14 protein-coding genes are annotated in these 16,912 nt (G+C 41.4%); 5 read left to right on the top strand and 9 right to left on the bottom strand.

The features are described from left to right. Positions 1-34 precede the first annotated feature (34 nt). From AB6735_RS14950 to AB6735_RS14920, 7 genes are all read right to left on the bottom strand, one after another. Complete coding sequence (locus tag AB6735_RS14950; RefSeq protein WP_370996651.1) at positions 35-1,567, bottom strand: glycoside hydrolase family 28 protein; 1,533 nt, start codon at positions 1,565-1,567, stop codon at positions 35-37. Between the two features lie 137 nt (positions 1,568-1,704). Beyond that, positions 1,705-3,294: a RagB/SusD family nutrient uptake outer membrane protein gene (locus AB6735_RS14945; protein ID WP_370996650.1), complete on the bottom strand. Its 1,590-nt coding sequence runs from the start codon at positions 3,292-3,294 to the stop codon at positions 1,705-1,707. A gap of 28 nt (positions 3,295-3,322) precedes the next feature. Continuing rightward, the gene (locus AB6735_RS14940; RefSeq protein WP_370996649.1) at positions 3,323-6,655 is read right to left on the bottom strand and encodes a TonB-dependent receptor; all 3,333 of its coding nucleotides are present in this window, start codon (positions 6,653-6,655) and stop codon (positions 3,323-3,325) included. Between the two features lie 197 nt (positions 6,656-6,852). Continuing rightward, a complete protein-coding gene (locus AB6735_RS14935; protein WP_370996648.1) occupies positions 6,853-8,046 on the bottom strand; it encodes a FecR family protein in 1,194 nt (397 codons plus the stop codon). Between the two features lie 68 nt (positions 8,047-8,114). Continuing rightward, positions 8,115-8,714 (bottom strand): RNA polymerase sigma factor, encoded by a 600-nt coding sequence (locus AB6735_RS14930; RefSeq protein WP_370996647.1) that lies wholly within the window; start codon positions 8,712-8,714, stop codon positions 8,115-8,117. Between the two features lie 191 nt (positions 8,715-8,905). Then, positions 8,906-9,622 (bottom strand): DUF3307 domain-containing protein, encoded by a 717-nt coding sequence (locus AB6735_RS14925; protein WP_370996646.1) that lies wholly within the window; start codon positions 9,620-9,622, stop codon positions 8,906-8,908. Then, positions 9,622-10,269, bottom strand: a complete 648-nt coding sequence (locus AB6735_RS14920) for a hypothetical protein (protein WP_370996645.1) — start codon at positions 10,267-10,269, stop codon at positions 9,622-9,624. Before AB6735_RS14920 ends, AB6735_RS14925 begins: the two co-directional genes overlap by 1 nt. 403 nt (positions 10,270-10,672) lie before the next feature. Here AB6735_RS14920 and AB6735_RS14915 point away from each other — a divergent pair, with 403 nt between their 5' ends. Beyond that, positions 10,673-12,085, top strand: a complete 1,413-nt coding sequence (locus tag AB6735_RS14915; protein ID WP_370996644.1) for a nicotinate phosphoribosyltransferase — start codon at positions 10,673-10,675, stop codon at positions 12,083-12,085. 7 nt (positions 12,086-12,092) lie between these two features. Further along, a complete protein-coding gene (locus AB6735_RS14910; protein WP_370996643.1) occupies positions 12,093-13,001 on the top strand; it encodes a ribose-phosphate diphosphokinase in 909 nt (302 codons plus the stop codon). A 10-nt stretch (positions 13,002-13,011) separates the two neighbouring features. Here AB6735_RS14910 and AB6735_RS14905 read toward each other — a convergent pair whose 3' ends face one another. Next, positions 13,012-13,671, bottom strand: a complete 660-nt coding sequence (locus AB6735_RS14905) for an NAD(P)-dependent oxidoreductase (RefSeq protein ID WP_370996642.1) — start codon at positions 13,669-13,671, stop codon at positions 13,012-13,014. A gap of 27 nt (positions 13,672-13,698) precedes the next feature. Then, complete coding sequence (locus AB6735_RS14900) at positions 13,699-14,175, bottom strand: hypothetical protein (RefSeq protein ID WP_370996641.1); 477 nt, start codon at positions 14,173-14,175, stop codon at positions 13,699-13,701. Between the two features lie 181 nt (positions 14,176-14,356). On the opposite strand from AB6735_RS14900, the gene AB6735_RS14895 reads away from it, so the two are divergent. The 3 genes from AB6735_RS14895 to AB6735_RS14885 all read left to right on the top strand — a co-directional run bounded on the left by AB6735_RS14895 (position 14,357) and on the right by AB6735_RS14885 (position 16,889). Continuing rightward, positions 14,357-14,983 (top strand): MarR family winged helix-turn-helix transcriptional regulator, encoded by a 627-nt coding sequence (locus AB6735_RS14895; protein ID WP_370996640.1) that lies wholly within the window; start codon positions 14,357-14,359, stop codon positions 14,981-14,983. A gap of 82 nt (positions 14,984-15,065) precedes the next feature. Further along, a complete protein-coding gene (locus tag AB6735_RS14890) occupies positions 15,066-15,860 on the top strand; it encodes a DUF5995 family protein (RefSeq protein WP_370996639.1) in 795 nt (264 codons plus the stop codon). Positions 15,861-16,022: 162 nt separating this feature from the next. After that, on the top strand, positions 16,023-16,889 hold the full coding sequence (locus AB6735_RS14885; RefSeq protein ID WP_370996638.1) for an alpha/beta fold hydrolase: 867 nt from the start codon (positions 16,023-16,025) through the stop codon (positions 16,887-16,889). Positions 16,890-16,912 lie beyond the last annotated feature (23 nt).

Here is a 16,912-nt window from a genome sequence, read left to right as displayed (position 1 = left end):
AATAATTCTTTGCTCCCAAATTATTAAGAATAAGTTATTGTATTTTAATAAATTTCTTGTCATTTCCCTGTAGCTGGATATCTTGCAATAAGGGGTCTTTGACACCGTTCAGGATCATGATGGGTAACACATCGTTATGACTTGCGTTTACCTTTTCAAGAGTCAGCTTATCTACATCATCAAAAATAAAGGGCGTGCGAAAGTCCTTGCCTGCATAAGTGATACTAATATTTTTCATTTTTATACCAGCAGCATGCCTTACGTAAAATCCGGAGGCAGGTAATTCGCCAAACATGGAGAACTCAGGATAGTTAGCTATTTTTTCAGGGACTTTGGTTAAAGAATCTGTGTTAAAATAAGCAACCTGTTTTTTGGCGATACCATGATAATTGATAGCGATATTTTCAAGCGTAATGTTATTGGGTGCAAAACCCGGTATACCTGTAATAGATGATGGGAAAACATTATGAGCAAACTGCTCGGGCGGGCCTTCCATATGGTAACCCGCATCTGGTTTGCCAGCCGGTACCTCACATTTAACATTACCGATGTAAACGTTATTAATTGATCCCGGCGAGCTCTTTTTATTTCGTTTCCCTAAGTGGATAAAGATGGCATTTCCGGTGTTTTTTGCAACAATATCCCTAATATCAATGTCGCTTATTACGGCGCCATCTACCGATTCAATGGCGATAGCTGAACGATAAGTATCGTACACATAAATATTACGAACTGTTATTTTTTTAAACCCGCCATGGGAAGCCGTCCCCATTTTAAAGGCACTGGCGCTTGAACGCACCCGGCAGTTAGCGATATATATATTTTCGCAGGCCCCTTGTGGATCAGATGATTTCAGACAGATACCGTCATCGGCCACGTTAAAAAAACTATTGGTCAGCTTCACATTTTTACAATCAACCAGGTCAATCCCATCATTGTTTAAAAATGTATTACTGGTCACTTTGATGCTGTCAATAACCATATTGGTACAGCTTCTGTAATCCTGTATCCAGCATAACCCATTTTTAATGGTGATATTTTTAAGCTTAACCTGATCGCATTTTTCAAAAACAATAAGCTTAGGCCTGTTATCTTCTTCGGGGCGTAATTGATGCCAGTCGTTATAGGTTTTCCATTCCGTATCTTTTAGCGTCCCATCTTTTAGCATCCGGTAAATATCTTTTAACAAAGCTTCACCCCGCCCGTTGATAGTCCCTTTTCCCGTGATGGAAATATTTTGCTGTCCTTCCGCCCTGATCAACGGGGATGCTTTTCCAGAACCATAGGTAATACGCTTTACAGATGCACATAACTCAGAGCCTGCAGCAAGGTGTAATTCCACATTTGATCGTAAATGAATTACGCTGGTCACAAATTTACCAGCGGGAAACCAAACTGTCCCCCCTCCTGCTTCAAAGGCCTGGTCAATGGCCTTTTGGATAATGAGGGTATTATCGGTTTTGCCATCAGCTATCGCTCCAAGAGTTTTGATATTATATACCTTTCGCTGCGCAAATGCCGTATTGAGGAAGACTAATGAAAATATGAATAATAGGGTTGATCTCATACTATTTTAAATGATTTAAAACCATTATTTGGTTTTAATCTATCTGCTTATGATCAAAATTATAACAATCGGTTTTATTGAAGAAAGATAGAAATAAATCCCCGGTCATAAATGGCCGGGGATTTAAATAAGAACTATCAATAACCCGGATTTTGGGTTAGTTTAGGGTTTAACTGCATTTCTGGTCTTGGAATAGGGAAAATACGTTTATTGGGATTAGCATCAGTTTTTATGCCCCATGGTTTTTCAAATTGCCCAAACCTGATCATGTCGTTTCTTCTCCAGCATTCCATGGCCAACTCTCTTCCCCGTTCGTCCAATATATCCTGCAATGCTACAGAAGCAAGGCCGGTAGCTTTGGCGCGTGTACGCACCTGGTTAACCAATGATAATGCAGTTTGGCCGTTGGTAGCAGGTGCTCCCCTTAATATGGCTTCGGCTTTTTCTAATAAAACATCGGCATACCTAAACATAGGCACATCGTTGCTTTGATTACGGGTGGAACTCAGGCTATCCGGATAAAATTTATTATTTCTGTAGCCTTCTTCATTAGCAAGCTCATCATTGCCAATATCAAAAGTCGCGTTGTTTTTCCATACAATATCCGGGGTAAACTCCAATTGATGTACAACAACTCCGTTAGGGTTAGGGCCGCTGTAACTGGCATCAAGGCCTATATTAGTTGTGGTAATGTTAATAGGTGTTCCGTCGTTATTATATTGTTTGCCGGCAAGATATTGTTTTTTGCGAACGTCGTTAGCATCATTAAACAGGGCGTAATATTGTTTATAGGTATATACAGGCCCATCGGGAGTGTAAGGCATTTTATACTTAGCAGCTAAATTGGGATTGATTGTCCACCGAGCGTAATACATGCCTTGCGCCAGTAAAGCGTCATAGGGTATGGCAAAAATAAAATCTTTTACCGAAGGTCCATTACTTGGTTTAAACATGCCTAAATAATCACTATCCAAACTATATTGACCTCCCTGTATAATGTTATCGCACATGGTAACCGCATCCTGGTATCTTGGCGTTCCGATATAGTATTCTGCATTCAGATACATTTTAGCCAAAATGGCATACGCCAGGTATTTTGTGGGCCTGCCATAAGTGGAGACACCTACGGTTGCACTCAAATTTGGTATCTGCGCCAATAATTCACTTTCAATAAAAGCAAAAACCTGTGCCCTTGGTTGTGTGCCTAAATTGGTGGTATCGCCAAAAGTTTTAGATATAGGCACATTACCAAACAAATCCATCATATAAAAGTATGACATGGCCCGCATGGTTTTTACTTCGGCAATGGTTTGTTGTTTGGCTGCACTTTCGGGTGCTGAAGTAAATAACGACAATACCTTATTACAGTTACTGATGGTGGTGTAACCCCATGTCCAGCAACTTTCAATCATGCCATTATCAGGAGTAGTCGTGTGCAGGTTTACGGTGGAGTAGGTGCCGCCATCTAACCAGTTACCGCCACGGGCCACCAATACGCTTTCGTCTGTACTAAGATTTTGTAACAGCCAGTACTCGCGGCCAGGTGAGGTGCGGAATGAAGTATAAATAGGACCTGTTGCTGCCACAAATTGTGCAGCTGTTGTTGGGAAATTGCTTGGTGTAAGCGCAGACTTCGCTGCGACATCCAATTTTGTACAGCTCGACAGGTAAACTGCTGCTCCAGCAAGCAAAGCTACGATGCTGAGTTTCTTATATATATTATTCATGTGGTTCATGTCAATTAAGTTTTAGGTATTATAAATCTACTTGTACACCAGCCAGGAAGCTCCGTGTTTTAGGATAAAAGTTATTACTATCTACTCCTATAAACTGGCCGCTGGCCTGATTATTCAGGCTCAGGTTCAACTCTGGGTCAACACCCTTATACTTTGTTATGATAAACAGGTTGGTACCGGTAACATAAAAACGTAACCCATGTATGTAGTTACCCTGGATCTTGGTTTTGTATGACAAGGTTGCGTTACTTAACCGCACAAAAGTGCCGCTTTCAAGGTAACGGGTTGAGTATAAATTCGCATTTACATCATTAGCCGGTTCGCTCAATGTTAGCACAGGTACGCCATGTGCCGAGGCTTGTGTAGGCTGATTAAAGCTTGCCAGTGATGCATTCATGATTTTATTACCGCCCTGACCCCGGAAAAAGAAATTCAGGGTGAATTTTTTATAAGTAAAATCGTTACCCCAGCCAAATGTATAGGTTGGCTGCGCATTGCCGGCATAAGTTTGATCGGCACTTGTTGGCGTAGTTGTAGGTTGGCCATTGGCACCCAGATAGGTAGATACGCCATTAGTACGCCCAAGATATTTCAAAGTATAAAACTCACCAAGCGGGTACCCGGCTTCAATAATGGAAACGTTGATACCGCTCTGTCCGGGACCTTCCGGATCACCTACATAGATTTTTGAAAGATTGGCCGCCGTTGAGGTGATCTTATTTTTATTAAAAGCAATATTTCCATAACTGCTCCAGGTAAAATCCCTTGTTTTTACAGGGCTTCCGTTCAATGCTAATTCAACCCCTTTGTTACTCATGCTACCCACATTTGATGTAGTAATACCCACAAAATTGTTGATCTTAGAAACAGGAACATCAAATATCATGTTGGTTGTTTTTTTATCGTAAACATCAACAGACCCGCTTAATCGTCCTTTAAGTATGGAAAAATCAATACCGCCGTTTAAGGTAGCAGTAGTCTCCCACTTTAAATTTGGATTCGGGTTTTGAGTTATACCAACAGCATTGGTAAAAGATCCGTTATAATAAAAATAACCTGTTGAGTTATATAATGTTTGCGGGGTATATGGATCGAACCCTATTGAATTACCGGTTTGTCCGTAACCTACGCGAAGCTTCAGATCATCAAACAAGGTTTGTGATTTCATGAATGACTCGTCACTAATCCTCCATGCAGCTGAAGCAGCCGGGAAATACCCCCAGCGGTTATTGGTACCAAAGGCATTTGAACCATCGCGACGTATAGAAGCCTGGAAAATATACTTACCTAAGTAACTGTAATTTACACGTGAGTAAAATGATATTAAGCGTAGTGTTAAAAGCTTCACATTGCCAAAATCAGAAGTAAGACCAGTCTGGCTACCTAAACCCAGGTTATAATAGCTGGTTGCATCAGATGGAAAACCCTGCCCTGCTGACTGAAAACCATTACCTGTTGTAGTTTCATCAAACGAGTAACCAAACAAAGCCTTAAAATCATGCTTATCGCCCCAGTTATGGGCATAGGACAAATAGTTCTCAAATACCTTTTTAGTATCCTCATAGGTTGAGCGTGTAGCTTTTCCACCCAGATTTGGCGCCAATTCCGAAGCCGAATCATAATAGGTATTATTATTGGTGGTCCTGCTCTGATAGGCTAAGTTTAAATTATACAATAACCCAAATGGCAATTGCAGCTCGGCCTTGGTATTAGCCAATAAAAGATTGATTTTTTGTTGATAGGTATCATTGGTGATCAGGCCTACCGGGTTATAACCCAATTTTAAGGTGGGATCATTATACAATGTACCATCGGCATTATAAATGGTACGGGTTGGCAAATATTGCACTATTGATTTAAACAAGCCCGGGCTTTGACCATTTGCTGTGTATAGCGGAATATCGTTCACCAGCAAACCTGAATTGGTTACCGAATTACTGACAGAAAAGTCAAGTTTCAGTTTATCATTCAATGTTTTTTGGGATACGTTAAGCCTGCCGATAACACGCTTTAAACTGCTGGTTTTCACAATACCCTGGTTATCCAGGTAATTTAAACTTCCGCCATAAATTGTTTTATCTGTACCTCCGCCAAATGAAAGGTTATGATTCTGAGAAAAACCGCTGCTGCGTTCTACCGCTTTTTGCCAGTCGGTATTACCACCGTTATCATTAGCCGGTGTAAAGCTTTGTCCGTTGGCTTTTACATAAGCCCTTAACTGATCGGCACTGGCTACTTTAAACGAGTTGGATATCTTATCCATTGATGCATAAGCATCATATGACATCCTTAACTGCCCTGGCTTGGCTTTTTTGGTGGTAACAATAATTACCCCATTAGTGGCCCTGGTACCATAAATAGCAGCGGCGGAGGCATCCTTCAATACATCAATTGAGGCAATATCTGTTGGTGCAACTAATTTAAAGTCGGCATCAGGCACGCCGTCAATTACATAAAAGGCTGATGAACCTGCAGGACGTACGGTTGAGGGACCGCGGAGTGTAACTGTTGCGTTTCCGTTAGGGTTACCATCATTGGTAATATTTAAACCGGCTACCTTACCTTCTAACAGATCGGCAGGTGTTGATACCACACCCGCATTAAATTGCTCAGCCTTAACAGTCGAAATGGCGCTGGTTAGCTGCCTTTTAGTACTGGTACCATAACCAACTACCACTACTTCATTCAACCCTTTTTGATCCTCATTTAATGTAACGGCAAGTGTTGTTTGATTTTCGATCACCACCTCCTTCATTTCAAAACCAATAAAGCGAAATTGAATAACACTTCCTTTTTCGGCATTGATGGTAAATGTTCCATCGGCTGAAGTTGAAGTAACTATGGAAGTCCCTTTGACCTGTACGGTTACCCCAGGGATGGATACACCCATTTTATCCACTACCTTACCGGTAATGCGGATGGGTACCCGCTTTTCATTTTGATCATTACCTGATGACTGGATTGGCTCTTTGATGATGATGGTATTGTCATCAAGCTCATAGGTTAATGGCTGATCTTTAAATATTTTTATCAGCACTTCGCTAAGCTCCGTATTAGTTACGTGTATAGATACAGGCCGGGCTTTTTTGATAACCTGATTATTATACATAAACAAGTACCCTGTTTGCTTTCGCAACTCTTTTAAAACCGATCTCAGGTCACCGTTTTCCTTAGAAAGGTTAACTTTTTGCGCCATGGTTGATGCGCTCAGGTGCATGGTCAGTACAAATAAAAGGACGCCCGTTAGTTTCATTATCCGTAATACCTGTTTAAAATAGCTACCGCGTAGGTTTGTGTTTTTAAACTCCTCGCCATAAGGCATAGGAGCTTTAGAATGTAGAAGTAGTTTCATACATTTGAATGTTTGGGTTAAGTTTAAATCAATGGGTTACAATTGTAATTTGGGTTGATCCAATCATTTAGCCTCCCTGGCCGGAATCCGGGGGGGCTTTGCTTTGGGAAACCCTTTTTGGGGAGGTTATGTCTTTCGTTTTCTCATTTTATAGGAGTTTATTGGTTTTTAATTAATTGGCTAATATTCTTCTGTATTTATTTTTTTTCAACCGTTACCATGTTTCCGTTAATCGTAAACTTTGCTCCGCCGGTTGATTCGAGGATCTTAAATACCCTGGATAAATTATTGTCTTTTCTGATTTCTCCCGTAAAATTCAGGGTTGGCTTAGGTCCTTTGTAAATTACCTCTATGTTGTACCACCTTGCTAACTGAAGCATTACATTATCGATCTCGGTATTGTCAAACAGGAACAAACCATTTTTCCAGGCCAGAATATCATCTGTATCCACCGTTTTCACATTAAACTTGTGGCTGTCTGGCTCATAAATGGCTTGTTGACCTGGTACTAATAATTGATTTTCGCCAGCTTTTGAAATTTTTACCGAGCCTTCTATAAGCGTTGTTTTAAAGGCAGGCTGATCTTTATAAGCGCAAATATTGAAATGGGTACCTAATACCTCAACCGTTTGATCACCGAAATGTACCCGAAAAGGCATTTTTTTATTCTTGGTAACTTCAAAATAAACTTCGCCTGATATCGTAACGACACGTTCATTACCTGTAAATGCTATAGGGTAAGTAATAGATGATTCTGCATTAAGCATCACCAGAGTGCCATCAGGCAACTGCAGCCTATATTGCCCGCCGCGCGGCGTCGACATCGTGTTGTAAACAGGTGCTTCGTTAGTAGAGCCGGCTTGTTTATAGGCCAGTTCACCGTTAGCCAGCTTTACAACAGAGGCATTCCCCTGCTGTGCCAGCGTTCCGTCCTTTGCATCATTCAATACGATCTTCGCTCCGTTTGAAAGCGTCAGGATGGCTTTATTTCCACCAGGCTTTACATCATTCCGGGATTTGGTTGCAGCAAGCTTTTCCTGAAAATCATGATCAATATACACGTATAAACCAAAGGATACACCTAAAAACAGAGCAATGGCAGCAGCATATCTCATCCATAAAAACCTCTTCGGGGTTATTGGCACCACGTTATCGCTAAAATTATCTGCTAAATTTTCACTTAAAACAGCACCCAATATTTTTTCGCGTGTACCTTCGGCAAATGGATCATGCGTTGTCTGGCTACCAGATAAATACATTTCCTCCATCAGCGAAGTAACTATCGCCTCAGAATCGGGGTCGTTAATGAGACGCATAAGCTCATCCCGTTCCTGCCCGGTTGCTGTTTTATCAAAATATCGACGAAATAAATAGGTTAATCTCTCAGACATGCTTTCAGTCTTATAACCCTAAAGACCCAAAAGCAATAAAAAAGGGGTAATGCCCGAAAAAATATTTTTTATTTAAATAGCAACGGGGTCAATAAGATCAGGATGATCACATTATTATTTTCCAGGCTGATGCTGTTTTTGATAGAACGCAACGCCAATTTCATATGCTTTTTTACGGTTTCGGCAGAGATATTTAAAACCGCAGCTATCTCTTCATATTTTAACCTTTCGTTTCGGCTCAGGAGATAAACCTTTTGCTGCTGCGGAGGTAATTTGCTTACGGCTTTGTCAATCTGGATACGACAAGCCTCCTCTATACTTACCTGATCTAATTCATAGATCTCCTCCTCAAATTGTTTTTCCCAAGCTAATTGACGCACCCGTTCACTTGCTTTTTTCCGAAGAAAATTATAGGTCTGGTTTCTACTGATAATGAACAGGTAATAACTAAAATTATCTATTTCGGTCAGGCATTCTCTTTTAGTCCAGATCTTTATAAAAACATCTTGTACAATTTCTTCGGCCAATTCTACAGATTCCGTTAGTCTTACCACATAATCACCCAGCTGCCTGTAATAAGCATCAAAAAGTTTTGTAAAAGCACGCTCATTGCCACAGGCTACCTGTTTTATCAACTCACTTTCATTGGGTAGGGGTTTTATGGCCAACTTTTGCTTCTGTTAATTCCGTTTTAAATTTATGTAAAATTCGCTCTGGTTAAGCCAATTCAACACAAAATTCTACAGATATAATTAAGCAGTGCTTTTGAAATGACCTGGGGAGTTACCTAAATGTTTATTATGTGTGTATTTGAGCAAATAACTAAGATTTATAAATGTGCTTTACTCAACTATCCTGATTAGGTTTTTAAAATGCAGTTAGCTATTACCCCAACAATTGCGGCTGATGAAAAACTGATCAAAGTACCTACCAAAATATATTCCGTCTTCTTTTGCTCCCGGTCATCTTTATCACCAAAACGAAGTATGGATTTAGCTGCCATTAAAAAACCTAATGCGGTATATTGATTACTGATAATAAATGTTAATATCAAAACACGTTCGCATCGTCCAATCCACATACCGGCTTTACTTAAGCCCCCGGTATCCATGGCCGCCTCTTTTTGCCACTTTTCTGTTGCTTTGCCAATAGCTATACCTAAGGGACCAATTACCAAATAATAAGACAATATTAATACCCAGAAATGAGGCGAACTTAAGTATTTAACCGCCCATGCTGTTATCAAATGGTAGTTAAAATAAACAGCTATCCAAATCAGGAGAATAACAGCAAGATGCAATAACTGATCAAACAAAAAATAAAGGAAGTTATTGGGACGGTGGCTTTTCCAGATATCTATTGCCAAATGACTCACCATTACAATCATCGGGATATACCATTTATCCCAGTCCCACAAAAACACGTAGGTTAATACGGTTACCACTAATACGTGGTAATACATTTGAGGTGCTTTCTCTTTTTTTCTTTCCTTAGCCTTTACCCAACTCAGGGGCTGTAGCAGAAAATCACCCAGCAGATGCGCCATTAATAACCTTAATAAAATACCCAATTCCATTATGCAAAATATTGTTTATTCAGATCCGCGTTTATATAACTAATACCTTTTTCAACCTCTTTCCACTTTGCGGCTCTTAAGCTTTTGGCTACAGCCGGCTGGCTCATTTTCAGCTCCTTTGCTATTTTTTCCTGTGTACTATCCTCTATACTTAATAGCTGATAAATGGTTTCTGCCTGATTTATCGTCCATCCTTTTATAATCATATTAATATACATCAGTATTACCTGGTAGGTATTAGTTTTAGCCTCATCAAAGATAGTGAGCCTGATGATCTCCTCTTTATCCATTTTATCAAAATTTCTTCCCGAAAAATGGAACGCTTCTCCATCTGAATCTAAAACATTTTTACCAAGATACGCTATTTCACCAATTCCGATTGAAAGCCGGGTACCCAAACGGGTAACACTATGTTTATCAGAATTCATTTTAAACCAGCATATCAACCGTATACATTTATTTAAAATATCATTTATGTTATCGGTTATAAACTGATAGCTATCACCTCTAAATATGGCAGCATCCATAGGTTGCCGGACCATCGATCTTAGTAACTGTTCAGTATCGCTTACTAACTTACCACGCTTTTGATCTGATAGCCTGGTGAAATTTTTAATATCTCCCGTAACAACTCCATATATCTTCATAACATCCGCATTTACACATACTAAATTATAACTAATTTTATTTATATCAAAATAAAATAACCAATTTAAGTTATATTAATATTATATAATCATTTTTAGTTATTATTATCAATTATAACCTTTTTTCAAAAGAAATCAATTACATAACAACCATCAACAACCGAACTTGATTGCTTTGTGCATATTAATAACTTTGTAGCATGTCAACCTCTCAGAACATTAAAGTAGCCGTTGACGCGGTTGTATTTGGACAGCCGGCTCTCCGGCAGCACAAGATGATATTATCGATCTTAACTGGTTTAAATTATCAGATTTGCCGCAAATGTTAACCGACGGTTTCATCAGCGATGAACACCATGAATTATTTGATTTATCATTAATAAATACCTAAAAAAATAAAGCCATGAAACGCGAAAATCTGATTCTGTTGGCTGACGCATATAAATACGCCCACCATAAATTTTACTATCCCGGCACTACTCAAATATACAGCTACCTGGAAAGCCGCGGCGGCTGGTTTGACGAAACCATATTTTTTGGGTTACAATACTTTTTAAAGGAATACGTTCAAGGACAAGCATTTACACAACAAGACATTAACGAAGCCGAAGGCTTTTTGCAACAGGTATTTGGCAGGAATGATGTATTCAACCGTGCAAAATTCCAATATATCCTGGATAAATATAACGGCCAGTTGCCCATTAAAATAAAGGCAGTTGCCGAAGGTACCGCCGTGCCAACCGGCAACGTACTGATGACCATTGAAAACACCGATCCGGAATGTTACTGGCTTACCAACTTTTTAGAAACCCTGCTGATGCAGGTATGGTACCCATGTACCGTGGCTACGCTAAGTAACCAGATCAGGAAGGTGATAACACAGTACTACCGGGAAACCGCCACTGACGGTGCCGAGGCCGGGATTGATTTTGTACTGAACGATTTTGGTTTCCGTGGTGTAAGCAGCGTGGAAAGCGCCAAATTGGGCGGGGCCGCTCACCTTATTAACTTCAGCGGCAGCGATAACCTGGCCGGCAGCAGCATGGCTATTAATTATTACGATGCTCAGAAAGTTTATGGCCTAAGCATCCCTGCAACAGAGCACAGCATTTGCACCCTACTGGGTAAAGAGGGGGAGCTAGAAGTTTTCAGGCACGTATTAAAAAGCTTTCCTACCGGCACCATCGCTTGTGTGTCTGACAGCTACAATATCTTCAGAGCATGCGAAGAGTATTGGGGCACCGAACTACGGGATGAGATCCTGAACCGCCAGGGTACATTGGTTATCCGCCCGGACAGCGGCGACCCGATCAGGACCCTACTGGAGATATTTGAGATCCTTTTCAGCAAATTTGGATACACCATTAACGCCAAAGGATACAAAGTGTTACCGCCACAACTAAGGGTGATACAGGGCGATGGTGTTAATTATACCGAGATCAAAAACATCTACAAAAAACTAAAAGAAAATGGTATCAGCGCCGAAAACATGGTACTGGGCATGGGCGGGGCTTTACTCCAAAAAGTTGATCGCGATACTCAAAAATTTGCGCTTAAATGCAGCAGCGCCGTGATCAATAGCAAAGAAGTGGCCGTTGAAAAAAGCCCAACCGAAATGGATGCCCAAGGCAACATTACCGAAAGTTTCAAAAAAAGCAAAGGCGGTCGTTTGAAACTGGTAAAAATAAACGGCATCTTTAAAACTGTCAAAGAACAAGAGCATCGCGAATTAAGTGATTATTTGCAAACCGTGTTTGAGAATGGAGAGCTGGTAAATACTATCAGTTTTGAACAGGTAAGGGCAAACGCCAAATAATATCAACATGAAGAAGTTACTATTTAATATAACCGACTATGAGTACCTGGCCGAAAGAGTATTAGCCTCCGGCCTGTTTGAAAAAGGCGAACTGGAAGTAAGCCATTTTACGGATGGCGAACGCTATCAGCGCATTATCTGTAATGTAGAAGATCGTGATGTGATACTGCTCGGCGGTACTGTTTCCGACCAGGCCACACTGGAATTGTATGATCTGGCTTCATCGCTGGTGAGCTATGGTGCTAACTCACTCACGTTGGTTATACCTTATTTTGGCTACTCCACTATGGAACGCGCTGTGTTAAGCGGTGAAATTGTGACGGCCAAAACAAGAGCAAGACTTTTATCCTGTATTCCCCGTTCCAACCGCGGCAACAAGGTTTTACTGTTCGACCTTCACTCCGAAGGCATACAATACTATTTTGAACACGGCCTATACCCCGTGCATGTTTATTGCAAAGACATCGTTATAGCCGCCGCCCGTGAATACGGGGGCAATAATTTTGTAATGGCCAGCACTGATGCAGGCAGGGCCAAATGGGTAGAATCGCTCGCTAATGATATGGGCGTAAACGCGGCCTTTATTCTCAAACGCCGTCTTAAAGGCGACCATACCGAAGTAAGCGCTATTAACGCCGATGTAGCCGGCAAAACAGTAATTATTTACGACGATATGATCCGCTCTGGAGGCAGTATTATTAACGCCGCGCAAACCTATAAAAATGCCGGTGCTGGCGATATCTATGTGATCACCACACACGGACTTTTTGTAAACGATGGCATCAATAAATTAAAGAACTCCGGATTGATCAAAAAGCTCATCTGCACCGACTCGCATGTCAATACCCAATATATAGCGGATGATTTTACCGAAATACGAAGTTTGGCCGGACTCATCAGTCAAAACATCGGCTAAGCAAAAACTATCAATAACCAATTTCAACCGTGGTTTTGATGATTGCTGGATTATTGACATTATGTATGATAAAATGCGCTACATCTGCACGGGATATTTTGAGACAATCCTTCAGCCAATCATTAATGGCTATACGGTAATGCCCGGTTACTGGCTGATCGGTGAGTTGAGGCGGCCTGATAATCGTCCACCGGGCATCGCTTTGTTTGATGATAAGCTCCATCTTGCGCAAATCGGCATACATGTGTTTTAAAAGCTTCTGGATAACATATTTAGCTATCAATCTGACAAAAAAAGATATCACCGGGCTTATTTCAATAGCCGAGGCCGATATAAAGAAGCACCGTTTAACCCCTGCATTTTCCATGGCCTGCAAAAGATTTGCATTACCATCCGAATACAAAGTGGTTGGTTTATCGCCAAACATCCCCCCTTTAACACCAATGGCCGAAATAACAACATCTTTACCAACCAGATATTTTTCAACTGTGCCGGATTGCAGTAAATCCCCCTGCACCACTTCCAGGTTTTGGTGCATTAATGGCAGATTAGCCGGATTGCGAACCAAGGCGGTAACTCTATGCCCGGCATCCAGGGCAAGCTCAACACACTGCCTGCCAATGCCGCCATTAGCCCCTATGATCAATAATTTATAGGATTGATTTTCCATTCGGATTATGGGTTGTTGTTTTAATGATCAGTTGAATTTAAATACACTCAGAAAAACGATGAGCAGAAAAAGGCATAACTGCAGCAGAAAAAAACGATTGAGCCGTCCCCTCAAAACAAAAGCCTCGGCAAGCAGTTTGGCTCCTGAATTGGCCACAACGTTTCTTAGTTTGGTACCCTGCCGTCTGCCACTCAATATTCCGTTGAGTATCAAAACAACCACCAGGCCAAATTTTATCCTGAACCATAGCTGTTCACCAAAAACACCATGGGTTATAGCCATCATCCCTATACCGGTTAGTACAAGCAAAGCCGCCCCTATACCAATAAGCCGGGCCGAGTTTGAGGTTGCTTCCATTAGCCCGGCGGGATTTGGTTCGCCACGGTCAATTTGTTTCCAAAAGGTTTTAAATACAGCATAATCAACAACAGTAGTACCGGCCATAATCACCAGCCCGGAAAGATGCAGAACAAGCAAAGTTTGAAGAAGGGTTTGTAAGTTCATAAAAATGAGTTAAGCTTTAATAATTCAGTTAACAAACAAATGCGATCAGTTGAATAGCAGTCAATTTAAAATACTTCCATTTGGTTATATTATTAAATCAAATATATACCTTTTGGTTATAATAAAGGTCATATATTATGCCATTTTTATGTAAATTTGCTACCAAAAGGAAGTAATTACATTGAACAAAACGGTAGAACTGGTTAAGCTATGGGGTGCCTACGAGGAGCAAAACCCCGATGCTACGTTGGATAATTTTTTCAGATATCAACTATCCCTGATCTCAAAAACACCTCAAAAAACCGACCAGCAGGAAAAACTGATACCGGACATCAATGGCCGTCTGATGATCCTGTTACGACGGATTGCCAAATACCATATCACTTACTCCAACAAGGCCCTGGAGGGCACGGGGTTTGATCAGATAGAAGAATTTGGCTTGCTGGTCACTATTTTTAACGAAGTAAACCCTATCAAATCCGAAGCAATTTATAACAACATTATTGAGCTCTCAAGTGGTACCAATATGCTTAACCGGCTCAAAAAAAGAGGGCTGGTAAGCGAATATGCCGATACTGAAGATAAGCGTGTAAAAAGGCTACAGGTAACCCCTAAAGGCAGGGAGGCATTGATGATAGCCAAAGACAAGGTACAGAAAGTGGCCAAAATGATGTCATACGGCTTACCTGATGAAGACAAACAAATGTGCATCCAACTGCTTACCCCGGTTAACGATCGCTTTAACGGCATGTTCCAGAAACAAAAGAACAAGTCATTTGATGAAATCTTCAGGGAGATGACCTCCTGATATTTCCGGTGCAGCACCGTGGTTTAATCCGTATTGTTATTTTATTTAACTTTAGGGCAGCACCACTTAAACCTGAACACCTATGCCCGCCACCACTATTAATGAGGTCATTGATGCCCTGCAAACCATTATTACCGAAAGCATTGCCACCAACAACCGTATAGGGTATTTTGCTGCCCTGTATTATAAAGTTACCGCCGCCGTTCGCGATGGTATTGTTAAAGGCCAGTTTGAAAATGGCCCCCGGATGGAAAAGTTCGATGTTATTTTTGCCAACCGGTACCTGGATGCATTAACCGCCTGGAAAAACAAGCAAGCCCTGAGTGACTCCTGGCGCGTCGCCTTTGAAACCGCCGAAAGATCATCACCATTGGTATTACAACAATTACTATTAGGGATGAATGCTCATATCAATCTCGATTTGGGTATTGCTGCAGTTGAAGTATCCAATGGAAATATGGATGGCGTACAAAAAGACTTTGATGCCATTAACACCATCATTTCGGCATTAACTTATGAAGTGATCAGTGAGATCAACCGGATATCGCCGCTGCTTTCCCTACTGGGACTGCACTCCTCCAATTACTCTATTATCATCCAGTTTAGTATTGGCAATGCCCGCGATGGCGCATGGTGTTTTGCAGAAGACCTATTGACCAAGCAAGATTCTGCCTATACCAATTGCATCAGCACCCGTGATAAAACCATTGCCCAACTGGCCGGCGGACTTGCCCATGCCACCGGCCTGATGCGTATTACCCTTTGGCTTATTCATGTTTTTGAATGGAAAAGCCCTTCAAAGATCATCAGGGAGTTGCATGACTACCAAAAGGAAAAAATCACCATCAACCCTGTTGCAACAGCTCCTGCCGTGTAAAACATCTGTTTTCATTGCAGCAATTCTGCAATTTCATTTATCCAATTATAGTATTATTTAGATTAGTACACTGCTTTGTCGCAAAGCGCCCCTTTAATTGTCGGATACGGCCATTTGGCAATTTAGCTGACGGCTGTACATTTGAATATAAAATTTACAACCATGAAAAACGCTATCAATAATAAGCTCACCCACATCCCATTAATGATTATGGCTATGATGACAGCCAGCAGCGCGACACAGGCCCAAACAACAGAACAAGGCAAATATGCCAACGTAAACGGTATAAAAATGTATTATGAGATACATGGTACCGGCAAACCCCTGGTATTGATCCATGGCGGTGGCTCAACCCTTAGCACTTCTTTCGGCCGTATCATACCTATCCTATCTAAAACCCACCAGGTAATTGCCGTTGAACTACAGGCCCATGGCCATACCGGCGACCGCGATGCTCCTGAAACTTTTACCCAGGATGCAGATGATGTAGCCGAACTGTTACGCCAGCTTAACATCACTAAAACCGACGTACTGGGTTTTAGCAATGGCGGTCAAACTTCCCTCGAAATAGCCCTGAGGCATCCCAAACTGGTCGACAGGCTTATCATAGCATCGGCATTTTATAGCCGCGATGCCGTACCCGCAGGTTTCTGGGAAGGTTTCAAAAATCCCAAATACAGCGATATGCCGCAGATTTACAAAGACGAATATCTAAAAATAGGTACACAGGCAGGGCTCGCCAATATGTTCAACAAAGACGTACAGCGCATGAGCGTATTCAAAGGATGGACCAAAGACCAGATCGCTTCTATACAAGCTCCCGCCCTGGTAGTGATTGGTGATCATGACCTGACTCCTCCGGAACATGCTGCCGAAATGTCCCGTTTATTGCCCCACGGTCAACTGGCTATACTGCCTGGCGCCCATGGCGAATATTTTGGCGAGGCCTTTTTCCCGAATGCCAGCAGCAGGAAAGTTGAAAGTTTCAGCCTGCTTGTGGAGGATTTCCTGGCAAGCCCAATCAATTAGTAATCACCATTATAAAATCATAA

Origin of the sequence: Mucilaginibacter sp. RCC_168 (assembly GCF_041355315.1) — a bacterium.
GTDB lineage: Bacteria > Bacteroidota > Bacteroidia > Sphingobacteriales > Sphingobacteriaceae > Mucilaginibacter.
Note: the sequence above shows the minus strand (reverse complement) of the source record. Positions and strands in the feature narration are given on the sequence as shown.